18 protein-coding genes and 1 riboswitch are annotated in these 18,449 nt (G+C 68.1%); of the genes, 14 read left to right on the top strand and 4 right to left on the bottom strand.

Features of this window, described 5'->3' with window-relative positions:
* Positions 1 to 8: 8 nt before the first annotated feature.
* Both ACO1BU_RS10405 and ACO1BU_RS10400 read right to left on the bottom strand, forming a co-directional pair.
* Positions 9 to 1,988, bottom strand: coding sequence for a TonB-dependent receptor plug domain-containing protein (locus tag ACO1BU_RS10405; RefSeq protein ID WP_424135870.1), 1,980 nt, complete (start codon positions 1,986 to 1,988; stop codon positions 9 to 11).
* A gap of 145 nt (positions 1,989 to 2,133) precedes the next feature.
* A riboswitch (cobalamin riboswitch) is annotated at positions 2,134 to 2,352 on the bottom strand.
* An 81-nt stretch (positions 2,353 to 2,433) separates the two neighbouring features.
* Positions 2,434 to 3,069, bottom strand: a complete 636-nt coding sequence (locus ACO1BU_RS10400; RefSeq protein WP_424135869.1) for an exopolysaccharide biosynthesis protein — start codon at positions 3,067 to 3,069, stop codon at positions 2,434 to 2,436.
* A 197-nt stretch (positions 3,070 to 3,266) separates the two neighbouring features.
* Between ACO1BU_RS10400 and ACO1BU_RS10395 the strand changes: the two genes are divergently transcribed.
* Positions 3,267 to 3,887: a DUF1194 domain-containing protein gene (locus ACO1BU_RS10395; protein WP_424135868.1), complete on the top strand. Its 621-nt coding sequence runs from the start codon at positions 3,267 to 3,269 to the stop codon at positions 3,885 to 3,887.
* 69 nt (positions 3,888 to 3,956) lie between these two features.
* Complete coding sequence (locus ACO1BU_RS10390; protein ID WP_424135867.1) at positions 3,957 to 5,084, top strand: 2-aminoethylphosphonate--pyruvate transaminase; 1,128 nt, start codon at positions 3,957 to 3,959, stop codon at positions 5,082 to 5,084.
* A gap of 109 nt (positions 5,085 to 5,193) precedes the next feature.
* Here ACO1BU_RS10390 and ACO1BU_RS10385 read toward each other — a convergent pair whose 3' ends face one another.
* Complete coding sequence (locus ACO1BU_RS10385) at positions 5,194 to 6,180, bottom strand: Bug family tripartite tricarboxylate transporter substrate binding protein (protein WP_424135866.1); 987 nt, start codon at positions 6,178 to 6,180, stop codon at positions 5,194 to 5,196.
* Between the two features lie 125 nt (positions 6,181 to 6,305).
* On the opposite strand from ACO1BU_RS10385, the gene ACO1BU_RS10380 reads away from it, so the two are divergent.
* The 12 genes from ACO1BU_RS10380 (at position 6,306) to ACO1BU_RS10325 (ending at position 17,749) form a co-directional block, all read left to right on the top strand.
* Positions 6,306 to 7,976 (top strand): formate--tetrahydrofolate ligase, encoded by a 1,671-nt coding sequence (locus ACO1BU_RS10380; RefSeq protein WP_424135865.1) that lies wholly within the window; start codon positions 6,306 to 6,308, stop codon positions 7,974 to 7,976.
* 204 nt (positions 7,977 to 8,180) lie between these two features.
* Positions 8,181 to 9,002 carry a transglutaminase-like domain-containing protein gene (locus ACO1BU_RS10375; protein ID WP_424135864.1) on the top strand — a complete coding sequence of 274 codons (822 nt, stop codon included), beginning with the start codon at positions 8,181 to 8,183 and terminating at the stop codon, positions 9,000 to 9,002.
* A complete protein-coding gene (locus tag ACO1BU_RS10370) occupies positions 8,999 to 9,766 on the top strand; it encodes an N-formylglutamate amidohydrolase (protein WP_424135863.1) in 768 nt (255 codons plus the stop codon). The genes ACO1BU_RS10375 and ACO1BU_RS10370 overlap by 4 nt, the downstream gene beginning before the upstream one ends.
* Before the next feature lie 155 nt (positions 9,767 to 9,921).
* Positions 9,922 to 10,491, top strand: coding sequence for a YitT family protein (locus ACO1BU_RS10365; protein WP_424135862.1), 570 nt, complete (start codon positions 9,922 to 9,924; stop codon positions 10,489 to 10,491).
* Between the two features lie 219 nt (positions 10,492 to 10,710).
* Positions 10,711 to 11,889: an ABC transporter substrate-binding protein gene (locus tag ACO1BU_RS10360; RefSeq protein ID WP_424135861.1), complete on the top strand. Its 1,179-nt coding sequence runs from the start codon at positions 10,711 to 10,713 to the stop codon at positions 11,887 to 11,889.
* Between the two features lie 12 nt (positions 11,890 to 11,901).
* The gene (locus tag ACO1BU_RS10355) at positions 11,902 to 12,825 is read left to right on the top strand and encodes a branched-chain amino acid ABC transporter permease (RefSeq protein WP_424135860.1); all 924 of its coding nucleotides are present in this window, start codon (positions 11,902 to 11,904) and stop codon (positions 12,823 to 12,825) included.
* Positions 12,822 to 13,802, top strand: coding sequence for a branched-chain amino acid ABC transporter permease (locus ACO1BU_RS10350; protein ID WP_424135859.1), 981 nt, complete (start codon positions 12,822 to 12,824; stop codon positions 13,800 to 13,802). Before ACO1BU_RS10355 ends, ACO1BU_RS10350 begins: the two co-directional genes overlap by 4 nt.
* Positions 13,795 to 14,550 carry an ABC transporter ATP-binding protein gene (locus ACO1BU_RS10345; protein WP_424135858.1) on the top strand — a complete coding sequence of 252 codons (756 nt, stop codon included), beginning with the start codon at positions 13,795 to 13,797 and terminating at the stop codon, positions 14,548 to 14,550. Before ACO1BU_RS10350 ends, ACO1BU_RS10345 begins: the two co-directional genes overlap by 8 nt.
* Positions 14,550 to 15,248: an ABC transporter ATP-binding protein gene (locus tag ACO1BU_RS10340; protein ID WP_424135857.1), complete on the top strand. Its 699-nt coding sequence runs from the start codon at positions 14,550 to 14,552 to the stop codon at positions 15,246 to 15,248. The genes ACO1BU_RS10345 and ACO1BU_RS10340 overlap by 1 nt, the downstream gene beginning before the upstream one ends.
* Positions 15,249 to 15,261: 13 nt before the next feature.
* On the top strand, positions 15,262 to 15,708 hold the full coding sequence (locus tag ACO1BU_RS10335; protein ID WP_424135856.1) for a cupin domain-containing protein: 447 nt from the start codon (positions 15,262 to 15,264) through the stop codon (positions 15,706 to 15,708).
* A gap of 11 nt (positions 15,709 to 15,719) precedes the next feature.
* Positions 15,720 to 16,949: a flavin-dependent oxidoreductase gene (locus ACO1BU_RS10330; protein WP_424135855.1), complete on the top strand. Its 1,230-nt coding sequence runs from the start codon at positions 15,720 to 15,722 to the stop codon at positions 16,947 to 16,949.
* Complete coding sequence (locus ACO1BU_RS10325; protein ID WP_424135854.1) at positions 16,946 to 17,749, top strand: alpha/beta hydrolase; 804 nt, start codon at positions 16,946 to 16,948, stop codon at positions 17,747 to 17,749. Before ACO1BU_RS10330 ends, ACO1BU_RS10325 begins: the two co-directional genes overlap by 4 nt.
* Here ACO1BU_RS10325 and ACO1BU_RS10320 read toward each other — a convergent pair.
* Positions 17,746 to 18,387 carry a FadR/GntR family transcriptional regulator gene (locus tag ACO1BU_RS10320; RefSeq protein ID WP_424135853.1) on the bottom strand — a complete coding sequence of 214 codons (642 nt, stop codon included), beginning with the start codon at positions 18,385 to 18,387 and terminating at the stop codon, positions 17,746 to 17,748. The two genes, ACO1BU_RS10325 and ACO1BU_RS10320, sit on opposite strands and share 4 nt — an antisense overlap.
* Between the last annotated feature and the right edge of the window lie 62 nt (positions 18,388 to 18,449).

Here is an 18,449-nt window from a genome sequence, read left to right as displayed (position 1 = left end):
GGCGCGCTTCAGAACCGGAAGCGCGATCCCACCAGCACCGTCCGGCCGGGGATGACGAAGCCGTTCACCGGCTCGAAGTCGCTATCCGTCAGGTTGCGGCCCTCCACGAAGAGCGCCACCGGTTCCGTCACCTGCCAGGTGGCCGTCAGGTTGAAGATGGTGCCAGCCTTGTTGTCGCGCGCCTCCGTATAGGCGGTGCCATTATCCGCGTAGGAGGCGAAGGCGCCTTCACGGGAGCGGCCGTAGAAGATCAGCTCCGGCGCGATGGTCACATTGTCCATCGGGCGGATGCTGGCGTTAAGCGCCAGCTGCTGCTCGGGACGACGGGCCAGGCGTTCGTCCGTCGTCGCATCGCGCGCATCGGTGATGGTGTAGGCGGCGTTCACGGTCAGCCAGGATGCGGGGCGCAATGTGGCCGAGAATTCGGCGCCCTTGATCCGTGCGCGGTCGATATTCTCCAGCGAGGTAAAGAAAGCGTCATAATTGATCAGGTCGCGAAGGCGATTCTCGAAATAGGTCGCGCCCAAGCTGGCAAAGTCGCTCCGCGCACCAAGCGGGATATCGAAGGCCACGCCCGCTTCCCATCCCTTGGAGGTCTCGGGACGAAGATTCGGGTTGCCCTGGAAGTAGCCGGTGATGACGCCATAGCGCTGGTACAGCGAGGGCGCCTTGAAGGCGGTGCCATAGGCGACATGCACGCGCGCGCCGATCTCTGGCAGGGCGAGCACCGCGCCGAGGCGATAAGTGGTGTGGGTGCCGTAATCCTCCGCATTGTCGCTGCGGAGGGCAGCGGTGAGGTCGAGGCGCCGGAACAGGCGGACCTGGTAACCCGCATGCACGCCGGTGCTGCTGGCATCGGCATCGGTGGTGGTGCGGAAGAAGTTGCTGCCGGAGGCTTGGCGCACATCCTCGCGCTCATGGGTCACGCCGAAGGAGAGCTGGCTCTCATCGAACAGGCCGGCATTGGGCAGGCGGATCTGGTTGCCCCAGTCGAGGACCGTCCGCTCACCGCGGTACAGGTCGTCGGTGGTGGAGAAGGACAGGCTGTCCGCCGCATTGGTGTAGCGGCGGCGGTCCACGGTCTGCGCGATGCGGAAGCCGGTGGTCCAGGCCTCGAAGGGCTTGGCCTCCGCCCGGATCTGGCCGGTGTAGCGGCGATCCTCGAAGGAATAATTCGGATCGTCATAGGGAACGTCGTCCAGCCCGCCATGATTCTCGCGCCAGTTGGCCAGGCCTTCCAGGCGGAAGCGCTCACTGGGCGTCCAGCCCAGCCGGACGGTGGCGCCGGTGCTGCGGAAGCCGTCGCGTTCCCCGGTGTCGCTGGTGAAGCGGGAAGGGGTGGCGTCCGTGCCGCGGGTCGAGAGGCTGCGGAAGGAGAGGAGATAGTCGAATTCCCCGACGGTGCCGGCGGCACCGGCTCCGCCGCGCAGCGTGCGGTTGCTGCCGCCCGCGATCTCGCCGAAGGGGGCGAAGCTGCGATTGGGCGGTGCGCGGCGTGTGACGATGTTCACGACGCCGCCGATGGCGCCGGAGCCATAGAGCGAGGAGGCGGGGCCGCGCAGCACCTCGATGCGCTCGACATCCAGGCCGAGCAGGTCATTGCCGAAATTGAAGGCGCCATTGGGTTCGGCGGCGTCGTTGATCGGCACGCCGTCCAGCAGGACGAGGGCATGGCGGGAGGCGGTGCCGCGGATGAAGGCGCTGGCCGGCTGGCCGAGGCCGCCGGACTGGAGCAGGGCGAAGCCTGGTACGGTGGACAGCGCCTCGGCAAGCGTCTGGTAGCCGCGCTCCTCGATCGTCTGGCGGTCGATGACGGTGACGCCAGCGGGCACGCGCTCGATCGGGGTTGGGATGCGGGTGGAGGTGACGACGACTTCGGGGACCGCCGCGCTGGGCTGGGTAACGGGCGGCGTCGCGGTGGTGTCGGAGGTCTGGGCGAAGGCGGCGGGGGCGAGAGCGGTAAAGGAAAGCAGAAGAAGGCGTCGCATCGGGCATCCTCAGCCGAGCAGTCACGATCTGCCGCGCGCCCCCGGAAGGGGCGCGTGACGGTGGACGCGGTTCTCGCCTGCGGAAGGGGCGTGTCCGCCCCCTGTCCAAAGGTCCGTTGCGCCGGTGCACCTCGCCCGGCACGCGCGAGACAGCTCTGCGCCGGCCGGTCTCCTGGCTCGCGGTTTCCCTTCCGGGAAAGGCCCCCGCCTTCTCGCTGCCCGGTCATGACGGGCCGCAATGGCATGCTGGGGGCCGGAGCAACCGCCTACAGTTGCGAGGGCAGCTGCGGATCAATGCCCGGACCGGGCACGTGCCGCATTCCCGTTTCAGCCCTTTCGGGCCACCGGCGCATGGCGGGGCGTGTAACGCGGCCATGACAAAGCCGCGAGACGGGCAGGGATTCTTGCGATGACTAGCGGGCCGGAAAGGCGCGGGCTGTGTTCTTCAGAACACGAAGCCGAGCGCCTCCACGCCCAGCCAGCACAGCACGCCCAGCACGATGGTGGCGAAAAGGCAGCCCAGCAGGGTCAGGATGGCGCCCCAGGCCATGGTCTTGCTGTCGTGCTCCACCAGCCCGAGTGCCATGACGATGTTGCCGAAGGCCGGCGGGCCGTTGGTACCGGGGCCGGGCAGGATGAGCATGATGGCGACATAGACCGTCAGCCAGCCGAAGAGCTTGTCCCCGAAGGGACTAGCCAGGGGGCCGGGGCGGGGGCGGACATATTGTTCGATCCGCCGGAGCCATTTGGAGGAAGCGCCGGCCAGGCGGAGCAGGTCCGTCCGCTTGATGGACTGGCGGGCCATGAAGGCCGGCAGCCTGGGCACGCGGCGGCCAAGGCCCATCTGCACCCCCAGGAGCAGGACAGGGGCGCCAAAGACCGAGGCCATGCCCGGCAGCAGGGAGGGAAGCAGCAGGAGGAGGATCAGCAGGCCGAAGGCCCGGTCCCCGAAGGCCTCCGCCATTTCACCGAGGGTGATGCGCTCACCGGGGAAGGTCGCGGCCACCTCGGCCACAATACGGGAGATCGGGGCGGTTTCATGGGTCGGGGCCTCGCCTGGAACAGGCAAGAGCAGGTTCATCGTGCCGTCCATCCGATCTGCCGTTCCGCCCCGTCTGAGTTGTCGATTTGGTGCTGGAGGCGCGCCGGGCGAAGGCCCTGACGCCCGGCCTCAGTTCCGGGCCTGGGGGAAGATGCCCATGCCCACCGGCCGCTGCAACCCGCACCTGTGCCGGAAGGCGGATTGCCCCGCCAGGGCCGCCGCCCCACCTGCGCCGGATGCGAGACGTGGACATCGCGTTATGCTTGGCGGTGGACGCCTCATCCTCCGTCGATCATGACGAATTCGGGCTGATGATGGGCGGGCTGGCCGCCGCCTTCCGCGATCCGGCGGTGGCGGAGGCGGCCAGGGGCGGGCCGCGCGGGGCGGCGGCGGTGGCGGCGATCCTGTGGTCCGGGCCAGGGGCCCAGGACGTGGCTGTGCCCTGGATGGTGCTGGCCGATGCGGATGGGGCGACCGCCCTGGCCGATGCGTTGGATGCCGCCCCGCGTTCCGTAACCGCCGGTGCCACCGCGCTGGGGGAGGGGCTGGCGGCGGCGCTGCGGCTGCTGGCCGGGTTCCCCGGCGATGCGGCGCGGCAGGTGGTGGATGTCTCCGGGGACGGGGCGGGGAATGCCGGCATGCCCTCCGGCCCCGTGCGGGACGCCGCTATCGGGGCAGGGGTGACCATCAACGCCCTGGCAGTGGTGAACGAGGAGCCGGACCTGCCGGCCCATTACGCAGCCCAGGTGATCGGGGGCCCCGGCGCCTTCGTGATGCAATGCGCCGATTATGCCGATTTCGCCGAGGCGATCCGGCGCAAGCTTGTTCGGGAATTGCGAGGAGCGCTGACCGCCTGAGGGTTGTTCCCTCCTGGCGCGGGGTGCAGTTTGGCCGGACGATCAACGCCGCCCAGCAAGGTTCCCGGCATGCTCCTCCTCACCCCCGGCCCCGTCCAGACCCGCCCGGAGACCCGGGCGGCCATGGCGGTGGACATCGCCCCCTGGGACCGCGACTTCGGCGTGGAATACACCGCGATCCGGGACCGGGTGCGTGACATCGCCGGGGGCGTGGCTGGTGTGCACGCGACCCTGCCACTGCAGGGCGCCGGCCATTTCATCGTGGAGGCCGCGGTGCGGACCTTCATCCCGGCGGGCGGCCGCTTTCTGGTGGTCAGCAATGGTGCCTATGCCGACCGGATGATGCGCCTGGCGCGCGAGGCCGGGCGCGACCCCGTGGCGCTGCCCGTGCCGGATACGCGCGGCGTGCGAGGGGAGGAGGTGGCGGCGGCGCTGGCAGCCGATCCCACGATCTCGCATGTCGGCATGATCTACTCCGAGACGGGCAGCGGCATCATCAATGATCCGGCCGAGGTGGGCGCCGTGGTGCGCGCCGCGGGGCGGCGGCTGATCGTCGACGCGGTCTCCGCCTTCGGGGCGCTGCCCTTCGACCTGAAGGCACAACCGGAATGCGATGCGGTGCTGTTCACCTCCAACAAATGCCTGGAGGGGCTGCCGGGGATCGGCTTCGCGGTGTGCCCGATGGAGCGCGCGCGGGAGCGGGCGGGGCAGGCGGGATCCTGGAGCTTCGACCTGGGCGATGTGCTGCGCCATGCGGAGCGGTCCGGCTGGGGAAGCTTCCGCTTCACCCCGCCGGTGCAGGCGCTGCACGCCTTCGGGGTGGCAATGGAGGCCTATCTCGCCGAAGGCGGGCAGCCCGCCCGGCTGGCGCGCTACACCGAGAATATGCGCGTGCTGCGCGCGGGCGCCGAGCGTCTGGGTCTTCGGCCCTATCTCGATGCCGCCCATCAGGGGCCGATTATCCTGACACTGCACCAACCGGATGCGCCGGGCTTCACGCTGCAGGGATTCGTGGATGCGCTGAAGCGGCGCGGCGTGCTGATCAGCAACTTCTTCACCACGCCGACGCCCACCATCCGTATCGGCTGCATCGGCGCGGTGACGCCTGACGACATGCGCTTTGCCCTGGGCGCGATGGGCGAGGCCTTGGCGGAACTGGGCGTGTTGCAGACCCAGCTATTGCGCCAATACGGATAGGCATGGGTTGCCTCGCTTGCGCCGGGCGGCGCCGCGCGGTCCCGTGCAAGCGGATTACGCCTTCAGGGGCGGGCTGGCCTTGATCTGGCGCAACCCGCCCGCGCGCGGATCAGCTCGCGGTGATGCGCGCGACCTGGATCACCTCCCGCCAGCGATTGATCTCGGCTTGCTGGAAGCGGCTGTAATCCTCGGGGGTGCTGGGCACCACGTCGAAGCCGATCGCCTCCAGGCGCGGCTTCGTGTCGGGATGCAGCAGGGCGTCGCGCAGCGCGCCGGCCACACGGTCCCGCAGCCGCACGGGCATGCCCGCCGGACCCATGAAGGACTGCCAGGAGGTGACGACGAAGTCCTGCAGCCCCGCCTGCGCCGCCGTCGGCACGCCGGGCAGAACGGGATGGGGCTTTTCGCTGGTGACCATCAGGGCCCGCAGGCGTCCGCCAGCGATATGGGCGGCCACGGTGCCCAGGTTCTGGAAGGAGAGGTCCACATTGCCGGCGATCAGGTCCGTCGCGGCCGCCGCGCCGCCGCTATAGGGAATATGGGTGATCTCGGTACCCGTGCGGATCTTGAACAACTCCGTCGTCATCTGGTCCGAGGAGCCGACGCCGGAGGTGGAATAGGAGGCGCGGCCGTTCCGTTCCTTCAGCCAGGCGACCAGGGAGGCCATGTCCCGGGCCGGGTGCTTGTCATTCACCACCAGCACGTTCGGGGTGGTGACGGCCAGGACCAGCGGGGTGAAGTCCTTCACGGGATCGTAGCCGAGATTGGGGCGAAGGGCAGCGTTGATGGCCCAGACGCCGATCGAGCCGACCATGAGGGTGTGCCCATCCGGCGCCGCGCGCGCGGCCACCCGGGCCGCGACCTCGCCATTCGCGCCAGGGCGATTTTCCACCACCACGGGCTGCCCGATCGCCTGGGCCATGGTGTTGGAGGCCGCCCGGGCCACGATATCGGAGGGGCCGCCGGCGACGAAGGGCACGAGCACGGAAACGGGGCGGGTGGGCCAGCCCTCAGGCGCCTGGGCCAGGCCCGGCCGGGCGAGGAGCAGGGCGGGGGCGGCCAGCAGGGCGCGGCGTGTCGCAGCAGGGTAGGACAAGACTTCCTCCGGATTCCTTTGTTGGCGGCAGCATGACATCCCTGGATCGCCCTTTCCAAGCGCTGCCTGCTTGCCGACTGGGGAAGCCTGCCCTAACCCCTGGGGATCAGCCCCGGGGACCATGGATGACGACGGATCTGGAGATCGCGCGGGCGGCGACGCTGCGCCCCATCACCGAGATCGCGGAGCGTGCTGGGATTCCCCTTGATGCCCTGGAGCCGCATGGCCGGTACAAGGCCAAGCTGGGCATGGACTTCGTCCGGGCGCAGGCGGGAAAGCCGGAAGGCGCGCTGGTGCTGGTGACCGGCATCAGCCCGACCGCTGCCGGCGAGGGCAAGACCACCACCACCATCGGCCTGGGCGATGCGCTGAACGCCCTGGGCACGCGGACCATGATCGCGCTGCGCGAACCCTCCCTGGGGCCCTGCTTCGGGGTGAAGGGCGGGGCCACGGGCGGCGGGCGGGCGCAGGTGGCGCCGATGGAGGAGATCAACCTCCATTTCACCGGCGATTTCCACGCGATCACCTCGGCCAACAACCTGCTATCGGCCATGATTGACAACCACATCTACTGGGGCAACGCACTCGACCTGGACGCGCGGCGCATCGTTTGGAACCGCGCGATCGACATGAACGACCGCGCGCTGCGCCTGGCCGCTGTGGGGCTCGGGGGTGTCGCGAATGGCTTCCCGCGCGAGGATGGGTTCGAAATCACCGTCGCTTCCGAGGTGATGGCGATCTTCTGCCTGGCGCAGGATCTGGACGACCTGCGCGCGCGGCTTGGGCGGATCATCATCGGGCAGGCGCGGGACGGGCGTGCAGTCACGGCGCATGAGCTAAAGGCGGATGGCGCCATGGCGGCGCTGCTCCGGGATGCGCTGATGCCAAACCTGGTGCAGACGCTGGAGGGCAGCCCGGCGCTGGTGCATGGCGGACCCTTCGCCAACATCGCCCATGGCTGCAACAGCGTCATCGCGACGAAGCTCGGCCTGCGCATGGCCGATGTGGTGGTGACGGAGGCCGGCTTCGGCGCCGATCTGGGCGCTGAGAAGTTCCTGGACATCAAATGCCGCATGGCCGGGCTGGCGCCTTCCGCCTGCGTGGTGGTGGCGACGGTGCGCGCGCTGAAGATGCATGGTGGCGTGGCGAAGGCCGCGCTGGGCACCGAGGATGTGGCGGCGGTGCGGCGCGGCCTGTCCAACTTGGAGCGCCATGTGGAGAATATGGGCAAGTTCGGCCTGCCCGTGGTGGTGGCGCTGAACCGCTTCACCTCCGACACGGATGCCGAGATCGCGGCCGTGCAGGAGGCGATGGAGGCGGTGGGCACGCGCGCCATCCTCTGTACGCATTGGGGCGATGGCGCCGCGGGCGCGAAAGATCTGGCGCGGGCGGTACAGGGGCTGATTGCGGGCGGCACGGCGCGGTTCCGGCCGCTCTACCCTGCCGATATGCCGCTGGCGGACAAGATCGGCACCATTGCGCGGGAGATCTACCGCGCCTCCGACGTGGCGCTGCCGCCGGCTCTGGCGCAGCGGTTGAAGAGATTCGAGGAGGCCGGGTTCCGCAATGCGCCGGTCTGCATCGCGAAGACGCAGTATTCCTTCTCCGCCAACCCCGCGCTGCTGGGGGCGCCCACGGGGCACACACTGCCAGTGCGGGAGGTGAAGCTCTCGGCGGGAGCGGGATTCGTGGTTGCGATCTGTGGGGATGTGATGACCATGCCCGGCCTGCCGCGCCATCCGGCCGCGGAGACGATCGGCCTGGACGCGGAGGGACGGATCGAGGGGTTGTTCTGACTTCCGGCCTTTCGGGCGCCGGGGCAGGCTTCGCTTCGCACATCAGCGTTAGGTCGGCGGCAGCAGGGCGGGGTTCAGCCACCTCTGGCCTGCCGCTTGCTGTATGTTAGGCCGGTAATGGGCGTCATACGGCCGGGCGGGGATTGCCGCCCCAGTCCCATCGCGTCGGTGCCGCGTCATCCCAAGGATCGGAGGCTCCCGCCCGTGAAAATTCACTGCGGTTACGACATCACCTATGACTGCCCGCAGCCGACGCCGATGCTCCTGGCGCTGAGCGTGCATCCATCCCGCATGCAGGATGTGATCGGGCCCCACCAGATCCAGTTCGACCGCCCTGTTGGCGCGGCGGAATACCGGGACGGGTTCGGCAATATCTGCCACCGGATCGTCGCGCCACCGGGGCGGACGACCATCTCCACCCGCTTTGACATCCTGGACCCCGGTACACCCGATCCGGTGGTGCCGGAGGCACGCCAGGTGCCAGTGGAGGAACTGCCGGACGACACGCTGGTTTTCCTGCTGGCTAGCCGCTACTGCGAGACGGACCGGCTTTCGGAGCTCGCCTGGTCGCTATTCGGCCATGTCGAGGGCGGCTGGGCGCGGGTGCAGGCGATCTGCGACTACGCGCATAACCGCATCCAGTTCGGCTATGAGCACGCGAATGTCTTCCGCACCGCTTATAGCGGCCACAATGACCGCTTGGGCGTGTGCCGGGACTACGCGCATCTGGCCGTTACGTTGTGCCGCTGCATGAACATCCCGGCGCGCTATTGCACGGGCTATCTCGGCGATATCGGCGTATCGCTGGCGGACGCGCCAATGGATTTCTCTGCCTGGTTCGAGGCCTATCTCGGCGGCAACTGGTACACATTCGATGCGCGGCACAACATTCCGCGCATCGGCCGGATTGTGATGGCACGCGGGCGCGATGCGACCGATGTGGCGATGACCACGACCTTTGGTCCCTGCAACCTAGCGGGCTTCAACGTGGTGACCCGTGAAGTGCCGTCGGCGGGCGCGTCTTGACCGACCCATCGAGCGATCCTGCGCCTGTCACGCTGTTGAACGCGGAGGGCGCCTCGCCTTTCGTACTGCTGTGCGAGCACGCCTCGAACCACATTCCCGCGCGCTACGGCGCGCTGGGCCTGCCCGCGGCTGAGCTGGAGCGGCACATCGCCTGGGATATCGGCGCCGCGGAGCTGGCGCGCCGGCTCTCGGTGCTGCTGGATGCGCCTCTCTTCCTGGCGGGCGCCTCGCGGCTGCTGATCGACCTGAACCGACCGCCTGGCGTGCCGACAAGCATTCGAGAACGGAGCGAGGACACGCCCATTCCCGGCAATATCGGGATCGACGCGGCGGAGCGGGCGGCGAGGGAGGCAGCCTGGTTTCATCCCTTTCATTCGGCCGTATCCGCTCTGCTGGACCGACGCGAAGCAGCAGGTATGCCGGCCTTCGTGATCGGGGTGCACAGCTTCACGCCACGCTTCCAGGGAGTGGAGCGCCCCTGGCATGCCGGTGTGCTGTTCGACCGTGCCATGGTGTTCGGGCGTGCCCTGGCAGCCGCGATCGGATCGGACCCGGGGCTGGTGGTGGCAGAGAATGAGCCCTACCGGATCGAGCCCGGCATCCACGACTACACCGTACCCGTGCATGGCGATGCCCGCGGGCTGGAGGCCGTGCTGATCGAGTTGCGGCAGGACCTGCTGGGCGATCCGGGCAGCATCGAGGCCTGGGCCCTGCGGCTCGCTTCCGCCCTGGGGCGGGCGGCGGGGCGGCCCGCCAGCGAATAGCCCTTGCTGCATCGCAGCAATAGGGTAGTGTTGCTGTCCGAATGGCCGGCCCGGCCAGATTTGTCAGGAGGCCCGCCCTGAATCAGCTCTCACGGCCCCTGCGCGCCTCTGATGGCCTTCAGCAAGGGGTTTCCCCGCACAGTCTGTACGAGGATGTGGCGGCCCTGATTCTCGGCACGACCATGGTTTCGCTGGGCCTTGCTCTCTATGGCGAGGCGCGGCTGGTGACGAGCGGGCTGGCAGGGCTGGCGCTGCTGCTGGGCTATGTCACGCCGATGAATGCAGGCACGCTGTTCTTCCTGCTCAACATCCCCTTCCTGCTTTTCGGCTGGCGGCAGATGGGGTGGCGGGTGCTGCTGCGCACGGCGATCGCCATTGCCGGCGTTTCAATTCTCACGCGGTTTGCGCCGCTCTGGCTCGGCTTCAGCCATGTCTCGCCGGTTTATGCCGCGATCATGGGGGGCATCCTGATCGGGATGGGGGCGCTGGCCCTGATCCGGCACCGCACCGGGCTGGGCGGGACGCAGCTGGTTGCCATGCATCTGCAGGAAAAACGGGGCTGGCGGGCCGGCTATCTGCAACTGGGCTTCGACACGCTGGTCATGCTGGGCGCCTGTTTCGCGCTGAATTGGGGCCGGGTGGGCCTCTCCATGCTCGGCGCCCTGGTGGTGAACCTGATCCTGGCCATGAACCACAAGCCCGGACGGTATCTCGGGGTGAGCTGACCGGGCGAGGCGCTGGCGGGGGTCGGCTCGGCCCTGTCTGGAGCTTTCTGGGGACGGAGGTCGATAGCCCGGAACGAGGCGCGTGCAAGAGCGCCTTCCCGGGCGAAATGGTCTGCATTCGGCGGCTGGCCACATGGCCGGAACGAATGGCAAGCTACTTTGGCACGCTGGCTGCAGACCCGCGTCCCAAGAGCACGAGACCCAGAGGATCCCGCGACCATGAACAGACGCACCCTGCTTGGCACCGCAGCGGCCGCAACCTTCTCAGGCGCCATGCCCGCCCTGGTCCGGGCCCAGCCAGCTGGGATCAAGGTGGGCTTCGTGGCCACCCTTTCCGGCGCCGGCGCCGCCCTCGGCACTCAGTTGCGCGACGGCTGGATGCAGGCGGTGAAGCATCTGGACGGCAAGCTCGGCGGCCTTCCCGTCGAGACCGTCGTGATCGATGACGAGCTGAAGCCCGACGTGGCCGTGACCAAGGTCCGCGCCGCGCTGGAGCGGGACAAGGTCAATGTCGTCGCTGGCATCGTGTACAGCAACATCCTCCAGTCCATCTTCCGCCCGGTGACGGAAAGCCAGACCTTCCTGATCAGCGCCAATGCCGGCCCCTCCACCTATGCCGGGCGCGGCTGCAATCCGTATTTCTTCACGACCTCCTACCAGAACGACCAGGTGCATGCCTCGATGGGGCAGGTGGCGCAGGATGACGGCTATAAGCGCGTCTTCATTCTCGTGCCCAACTACCAGGCGGGTAAGGATGCGGTGGCCGGATTCCGTAGCCGCTTCAAGGGCGAGGTGGTGGACGAGATCTATGTCCCGCTGAATCAGCTCGACTTCTCGACCGAGGTGGCGAAGATCGCGGCGGCAAAGCCGGACGCCATCTTCACCTTCATGCCGGGCGCGCTGGGCGTGAACCTCGTGCGGCAGTACCGGCAGGCCGGGCTGGCGAACATTCCCTTCCTTTCCACCTTCACCGTGGACGAGGCGACGCTGCCGGCCCAGGCCGATGCGGCGCTGGGCTTCTACACCGCCGCCACCTGGGGGCCGGATTTCAACAACGAGCAGAGCAAGCGCTTCGTCCGGGATTTCGAGGCCGCGTACAACTACGTGCCCGGCAACTATGCCGCCCAGGCCTATGACGCGGCCCTGCTGGTGGACGACGCGGTGAAGCAGACCGGCGGGAACCTGACGGACAAGGCGGCGCTGCGGAAGGCGATGGAGAATTCGAAGTTCACCTCGCTTCGCGGCAACTTCCGCATGGGCGCAAACCATTATCCGATTCAGGACATCTATCTCTACAAGGTGGTGAAGCGCCCCGACGGCAAGTTCGCGACCGAGACGGTGCGCAAGGTGGTCAGCAACGACGTGGACCCCTACGCGGCCGAGTGCCGGATGCGTTGAGGCATCACGCCAGTGACGCTCAACCTGCTGCTCGTGCAGTTGCTGAACGGGGCACAGCTGGGAATCCTGCTGTTCCTCGTCGCCGCCGGGCTGACCCTCGTCTTCGGGGTGATGGACTTCATCAACCTGGCCCATGGCGTGCAATACATGCTCGGCGCCTATGTGGCGGCCAGCTTTGGCATCTGGGTGGGCAGCTTCTGGCTGGGGCTGCTGCTGGCGCTGCCGGTATCGCTACTGATCGGACTGCTGCTCGAATGGCTGGTGTTCCGGCATCTCTACAGCCGCGACCACCTTTCCCAGGTGCTCGCGACTTTCGGCGTGATCCTGACGGTGGATGACGGTGTGCGCGCCATCTGGGGCAGCTCGCCCCTGCCGGTGCCGCAACCCGAGGGGTTCACGGGCGGGGTGGAGATCATGCCCGGCCTGACCTATCCGACCTTCCGGCTGGTGATCATCGTTGCTGGGCTGCTGGTGGCGCTGGGCCTGTGGCTGCTGGTGGACCGCACGCGGGCCGGGATGCTGGTGCGGGCCGGGGCGACCAATGCCCGCATGGTCTCGGCGCTGGGTGTGGATATCCATAAGCTCTTCACCCTGGTCTTCGGCTTCGGCGCCATGCTGGCGGGCTTCGCTGGGGCGCTCGCCGGGCCGGTCTTCGCGGTCGCGCCGGGAATGGGGGATGGAGTGCTGATCCTGGCCTTCGTGGTGATCGTGATCGGCGGCATCGGTTCGATCCGCGGGGCCTTCCTGGCCGCGGTGCTGGTCGGGCTGATCGACACGCTGGGCCGGGCCATGCTGCCGGACCTGCTGCGGCTGGTGATGGATGCCTCTTCCGCCCGGCAGACCGGGGCGGCGCTGGCCTCCATGCTCGTCTATATCGTCATGGCCGCGATCCTGTTCTTCAGCCCGGCCGGTCTCTTTCCGGTGCGGCGCGGATGAGTACGCGGTTGCGGATGATCCTTCCCCTGGTGGTGCTGGCGGGTCTGGCCGCGGCGCCATTCCTGGGTTTCGACACGAGCTTCGCCTACACGGTCATGGCACGGGCCATGATCCTGGGCATGGCGGCTGTCAGCCTTTCCTTGCTCGTGGGCGGGGCAGGGCTGGTCAGCATGGGCCATGCGGCCATGCTGGGGATCGGCTCCTATGTGGTGGCGGCGCTGGATTATGCTGGCATTACCGATGCGCTGGTTGTCTTTCCCACCGCGTTCCTGGCGGCCGGGTTCTTCGCCCTGGTCACGGGCGCTGTGTCGCTGCGGACCAGCGGCGTGCATTTCATCATGATCACGCTCGCCTTCGGGCAGATGGCCTTCTTCACCGCCGCCTCCCTCTCCGTGTTGGGCGGGGATGACGGGTATACGCTTTATGGCCGCACGGAATGGCTGGGCACGCGGCTACTGGAAGACCGGATGGCCTTCCACTTCATCTGCCTGGTGCTGCTGGCGGGAATCTGGCTGCTCTGTTCCGCGCTGTTGGACAGCCGCTTCGGGCGCGTCCTGCGGGCGTCGCGGGAGAATGCGCTGCGCGCGCAGGCGGTGGGCTTCTCACCCTATCCCTACCGGCTCGTCGCCTACACGGTGGCTGGCGCAATCGCCGGACTGGCGGGGGCGCTGCTGGCCAATTCCACGGAATTCGTCTCGCCCGCCACCCTGTCCTGGGGGCGGTCGGGGGAACTGCTCTTCATGGTGATCCTGGGCGGGGCGGGGCATCTTTACGGCGCCATCCTGGGATCGCTGGCCATCATCATGTTGGAGGAGTGGCTCTCGCATCTGCTGGAATACTGGCGGCTGGTCTTCGGGCCGCTTCTGGTGCTGTCCGTGCTGTTCCTGCGGAACGGGCTGGCCGGGATTTCCATGGTGTCGCGCCGGCGGCCGGTTTCGCCCAAGGCAGCGGCGCTGGGGGCGGAAGCCGATGCCTGAGCCGCTTCTGGAACTGCGCGGGCTGCGCAAGCGCTTCGGCGGGCTGACCGTGACCGATGGTGTGTCGCTGACGGTGAACCCCGGCGAGATCCATGCGGTAATCGGCCCGAACGGGGCGGGGAAGACCACCCTGATCCACCAGATCAGCGGCACGCTGCGGCCGGATGAGGGTGCGGTGATCTTCGCCGGGCAGGATGTGACCTCCTGGTCCTTCCCGCGCCGTGCCCGGGCCGGGCTGGCACGCAGCTTCCAGATCACCTGCATCGTGCCGGGTTTCACCGCGCTGGAGAATGTGGCGCTGGCCGTGCAGGCGCGCAGCGGCTCCTCCTTCCGCTTCTTCCGTCGGGCTGGCTCCGAGGCGGCGTTGAACGAACGGGCCCGCGCGGCGCTGGACAGGGTCGGACTGGGCCATCGCGCCGATGTGGTGGCCGGCAGCATGTCGCATGGCGAGAAACGGCAACTCGAACTCGCCGTGGCGATGGCCGCGGAGCCACGACTAATGCTGCTGGACGAGCCCCTGGCTGGGGCCGGGCCAGAGGAGACGGAGCGGCTGATCGCGCTGCTGCGCTCCCTGCGCCAGCGCTACGGAATCCTGCTGGTGGAGCATGACATGCGGGCCGTCTTCGCCCTGGCGGACCGGATTTCCGTACTGGTCTATGGCCGCGTGGTCGTGACCGGCACGGTGGAGGAGATCCGCGCCCATCCTGAGGTGCGCAGCGCCTATCTGGGTGAGGACGAGATGGCCTGATGCTGGACGTCCGGAACCTTTCTGCCGGCTATGGCGAGAGCCAGGTCCTGTTTGATGTCTCCCTTGCCGTCGGTGCGGGAGAGGTGCTCGCGCTGCTCGGTCGCAACGGCATGGGCAAGACGACCACCGTCTCCGCCATCATGGGGCTGGTGCCGCGCTGGGGTGGGGAACTCGCCTTCGGTGGTGCCTCCATCGCCGGGCTGCCGCCCTATCGCGTGGCGCAGCATGGGCTGGGACTGGTGCCGGAGGGACGGCAGGTATTTCCCACCCTGACGGTTGAGGAGAACCTGATTGCCACCGCCGCCGCGCGCAGCGGCAAGGCGCGCTGGGATCTGGAGGGCATCTGGCGCTTTTTCCCGCGGCTGAAGGAGCGGCGCCGCAACCTGGGCAGCCAGCTCTCGGGCGGGGAGCAGCAGATGCTGGCCATCGGCCGCGCGCTGATGACCAACCCGTCCCTGCTGATCCTGGATGAGGCGACCGAGGGACTGGCCCCCGTGATCCGGGCGGAGATCTGGTCGGTCCTGGCCGCGCTGAAGGAGGAGGGGCAGTCGATCCTGCTGATCGACAAGAACCTTTCCGCCGTGTTGCGCCTGGCCGACCGCAACGTGATCATTGAGAAGGGCCGGACCGTCTGGGCCGGCACCAGCGCGGAACTGGCCGATGCGCCAGCTATCCGCGACACTTATCTTCATATTTGAAGGAGGACGCATCATGGCAGCCGAAGCCGGCATCACCCGCGCAGGCGAAAGCCTGGACGGAGTTGTCTGGGACATTCTCGGGCAGACCTACAAGCCCGTGCAGCTCTCCAAGGCGTCCTTCGCCTTCGACACGCTGTTTCCGCCCGGCACTTTCGTGCCGCCGCATATCCACCCGGACCAGGACGAGTTCATCCGCGTGCTGGAGGGCAAGTTCGAGTTGCTGCTGGATGGCGAAACGCTGCATGCCAGCGCGGGCGACCTAATCCGCATGCCCATGGGCTCCACCCATGGCATCTTCAATAAGAGCGAGTCGAATGTCCGCGCGCTGTTCTGGGTGGCGCCCTCGATGCGGCTCTATGAGCTGTTCACGAAGCTCGACCGGCTGACCGATCCGGCGGAGGTGGTGCGGGTTTCGGCCGAGCACAACATCCACTTCCTGCCGCCCCCTGCCGAGGGCTGAGGGCTGCGCCCATGCGGATCCTGATCGCGGGTGGCGGCATCGGCGGACTGACGCTCGCACTGATGCTGCGGGAAAAGGGCATCGAGGGGCAGGTTTTCGAGGCGGCGCAGGACGTGCGCCCCCTCGGCGTCGGCATCAATGCCCTGCCGCATTCGGTGCGGGAGCTGGCCGCGCTCGGCCTGCTTCCGCGGCTGGATGAGATCGCGATCCGCACGCGGCAGCTTACCTATGCGAACCATCTGGGCCAGCCCATCTGGTCGGAGCCGCGCGGAATGCATGCGGGGCATGACGTCCCGCAATTTTCCATCCATCGGGGCCGGTTGCACGCCATGCTGTGGCAGGCAGCGACGGAAAGGCTGGGCGACAAGGCGCCCCGCACCAACCGACGGCTGGTGGGTTACGCGCAGGATGGCAAGCGTGTCGTTGCTCGCTTCCGCGCGGGTGACGGCACGGAGACAGAGGAGCAGGGCGACGCATTGGTGGGGGCGGATGGCATCCACTCCACGCTGCGGGCCGATCTGCACCCGGATGATCCGGGCATCCGCTGGAACGGCATTCAGATGTGGCGCGGCGCGCTGGACTGGCCGGCCTTCGACGACGGCGAATCCATGGTCATCGCGGGCGATGCGGTGGCGAAGCTCGTGCTCTATCCCATCGCCCCTGGCGAGACGCCGGAAACGCGGCTGACGAACTGGGTGATCTATGCCCGCACCGGTCAGCCCGGCGAGCCCCCGCCGAAGCGTGAAAACTGGTCGCGCCTGGGGAATTACGAGGATTTCCGCCATCTGGTCGAACGGCTGCATCTTCCCTTCATCAGTCTGGAGGCGATGATCCGCGCGACGCCGGAGATCTTTGAATACCCGATGTGCGACCGCGACCCGCTGTCCTGGTGGACCAAGAACCGCGTGACGTTGCTGGGGGATGCGGCGCATCCGATGTACCCGGTGGGCTCCAACGGCGCGTCCCAGGCGATCCTAGACGCGCGCTGCCTGACGGATCTGCTCGCTTCGCGGCCAGTTCCCGAGGCTCTGGCAGCCTATGAGGCGGAACGGCTGCCGGCCACGGCGGCGGTAGTACGCTCCAACCGCATTGGCGGGCCGGAGCGGGTGATCGACGTGATCGCGGAACGCGCGCCGGCTGGCTTCGCTCGGATCGAGGATGTGGCAACGAGCCAGGAGTTGGAGGGCATCGTGCGCGGCTATGCACAGCTCGCCGGTTTCGCCGTAGCAAAGCCAGCATGACGATGGATCCCGTTCAGGAGTACATGACCGGCCAGGTGCGCCCCGGGCATCCGGCGCTGATCGCGGATTTCGAGCGGGAGGGTGAGGAGTCCATCGCGGCCCTGAATCCGGCGCTGGATATTCCCTACGGCCCGCATGCGCGGGAACGCTTCGACTTCTACGCGGCGCCCGGCCCCTGGCGTGGCACGCTGGCCTATTTCCACGCGGGCTACTGGCAGTCGCGGGACAAGGCACAGTTCCGTTTCCTGGCGGCGCGCTTCGTGGAACGCGGGCTGGATATGGCCTTGGTGAACTACCCGCTCTGCCCGGATGTGACCTTGCCGGTGCTGCTGGAATCGGCGCGGCGGGCCGTGCCGGCGGTGCTGGCGCATGCGGGCGGGCTGGAGCGCGGCGGGGCTGGGCTTGTGGCGGCCGGGCATTCGGCCGGTGGGCAGATTGTGTCTGAGCTGGCCATGGCGGACTGGGAGGGAGCATCGCCCATCCTTGCCGTGGCAGGGCTGAGCGGCGTCTATGACCTGGAGCCGCTTCTTGCGACGCCGCTGAACGACAAGCTGGGGCTGGATGCGCCGACGGCCCGGGCCATGTCACCGCTGTTCCGGGTGCGGGGCGGGCTGCCGCGCGCGCTCTTTGCCGTGGGCGGGACGGAGACGCCCGCCTTCCTCGATCAGAATAGCCGGATGGCACGGGCCTGGGCGGAAGCGGGGAACGCGGCCGAGGAATATATCTCCCCGGGCATGGACCATTTCAGCCTGCTGCGCGACGAGGCCCTGGTCGACCGGATCGCCGCGCTGTTCGGCTAGTCACCGAACATATAGCCCTGCACGAACAGGATGTGGTCGCGCATCACGCGCCGCGCGGCCGCACGATCGCGCTGCCGGACGGCATCCACCATGGCATGGTGCTGCTGCTGCAGGACGGCACGACGCTCCGCCGTGTTGCCGCGTGCCTTAAGCTGTCCCCAGTCCGTCCGTTCCCTCACGCGGGCGAGGGAGCGAGACATGGCGATAACCGCAGCATTATGCGTGGCCAGCGCGAAGGCATCGTGCAACTCGGCGTCCCAGTGCTCGAAGGCCGCGAGGTCAGTGGCCTCGTCCGTGCCGCGCAGGCACTCAACCAGCCGGGCGATATCCGCCTGATTGGCGCGCGCGACGGCGAGGGAAATCATCTCCGGCTCCAGGATCAGCCGGCACTCCACCACATCAGAGGGGCTGAGCGAGTCGTCGTCTGCGGGTGCGGTCGCAATGGGCATGCTCCGGAAGGTGCCGCGGCCTACATGGCGGTGGATCAGGCCCTGCTGCTCCAGAGTCTCCAGCGCACGGCGCACCGTGTTCCGGGCCACGCCGTAGCGTGCACCCAATTCGCGTTCGGTTGGCAGCTTCTCCCCGGGCTGCCAGCGATCGGCCCGCAACTCGCGCTCCAGCATGTCGCGCAGTTCCATCGCACCAGAGAGCGCCTTAACGCTCTCTCCATATTGCACTGCCATATGATCTTGGTCTTGAC

The organism is Roseomonas chloroacetimidivorans, assembly GCF_049629625.1.
Classification (GTDB): domain Bacteria; phylum Pseudomonadota; class Alphaproteobacteria; order Acetobacterales; family Acetobacteraceae; genus Roseomonas; species Roseomonas chloroacetimidivorans.
The sequence above is the reverse complement of the archived record's forward strand: the minus strand, read 5'-3'. Positions and strand labels throughout refer to the sequence as shown.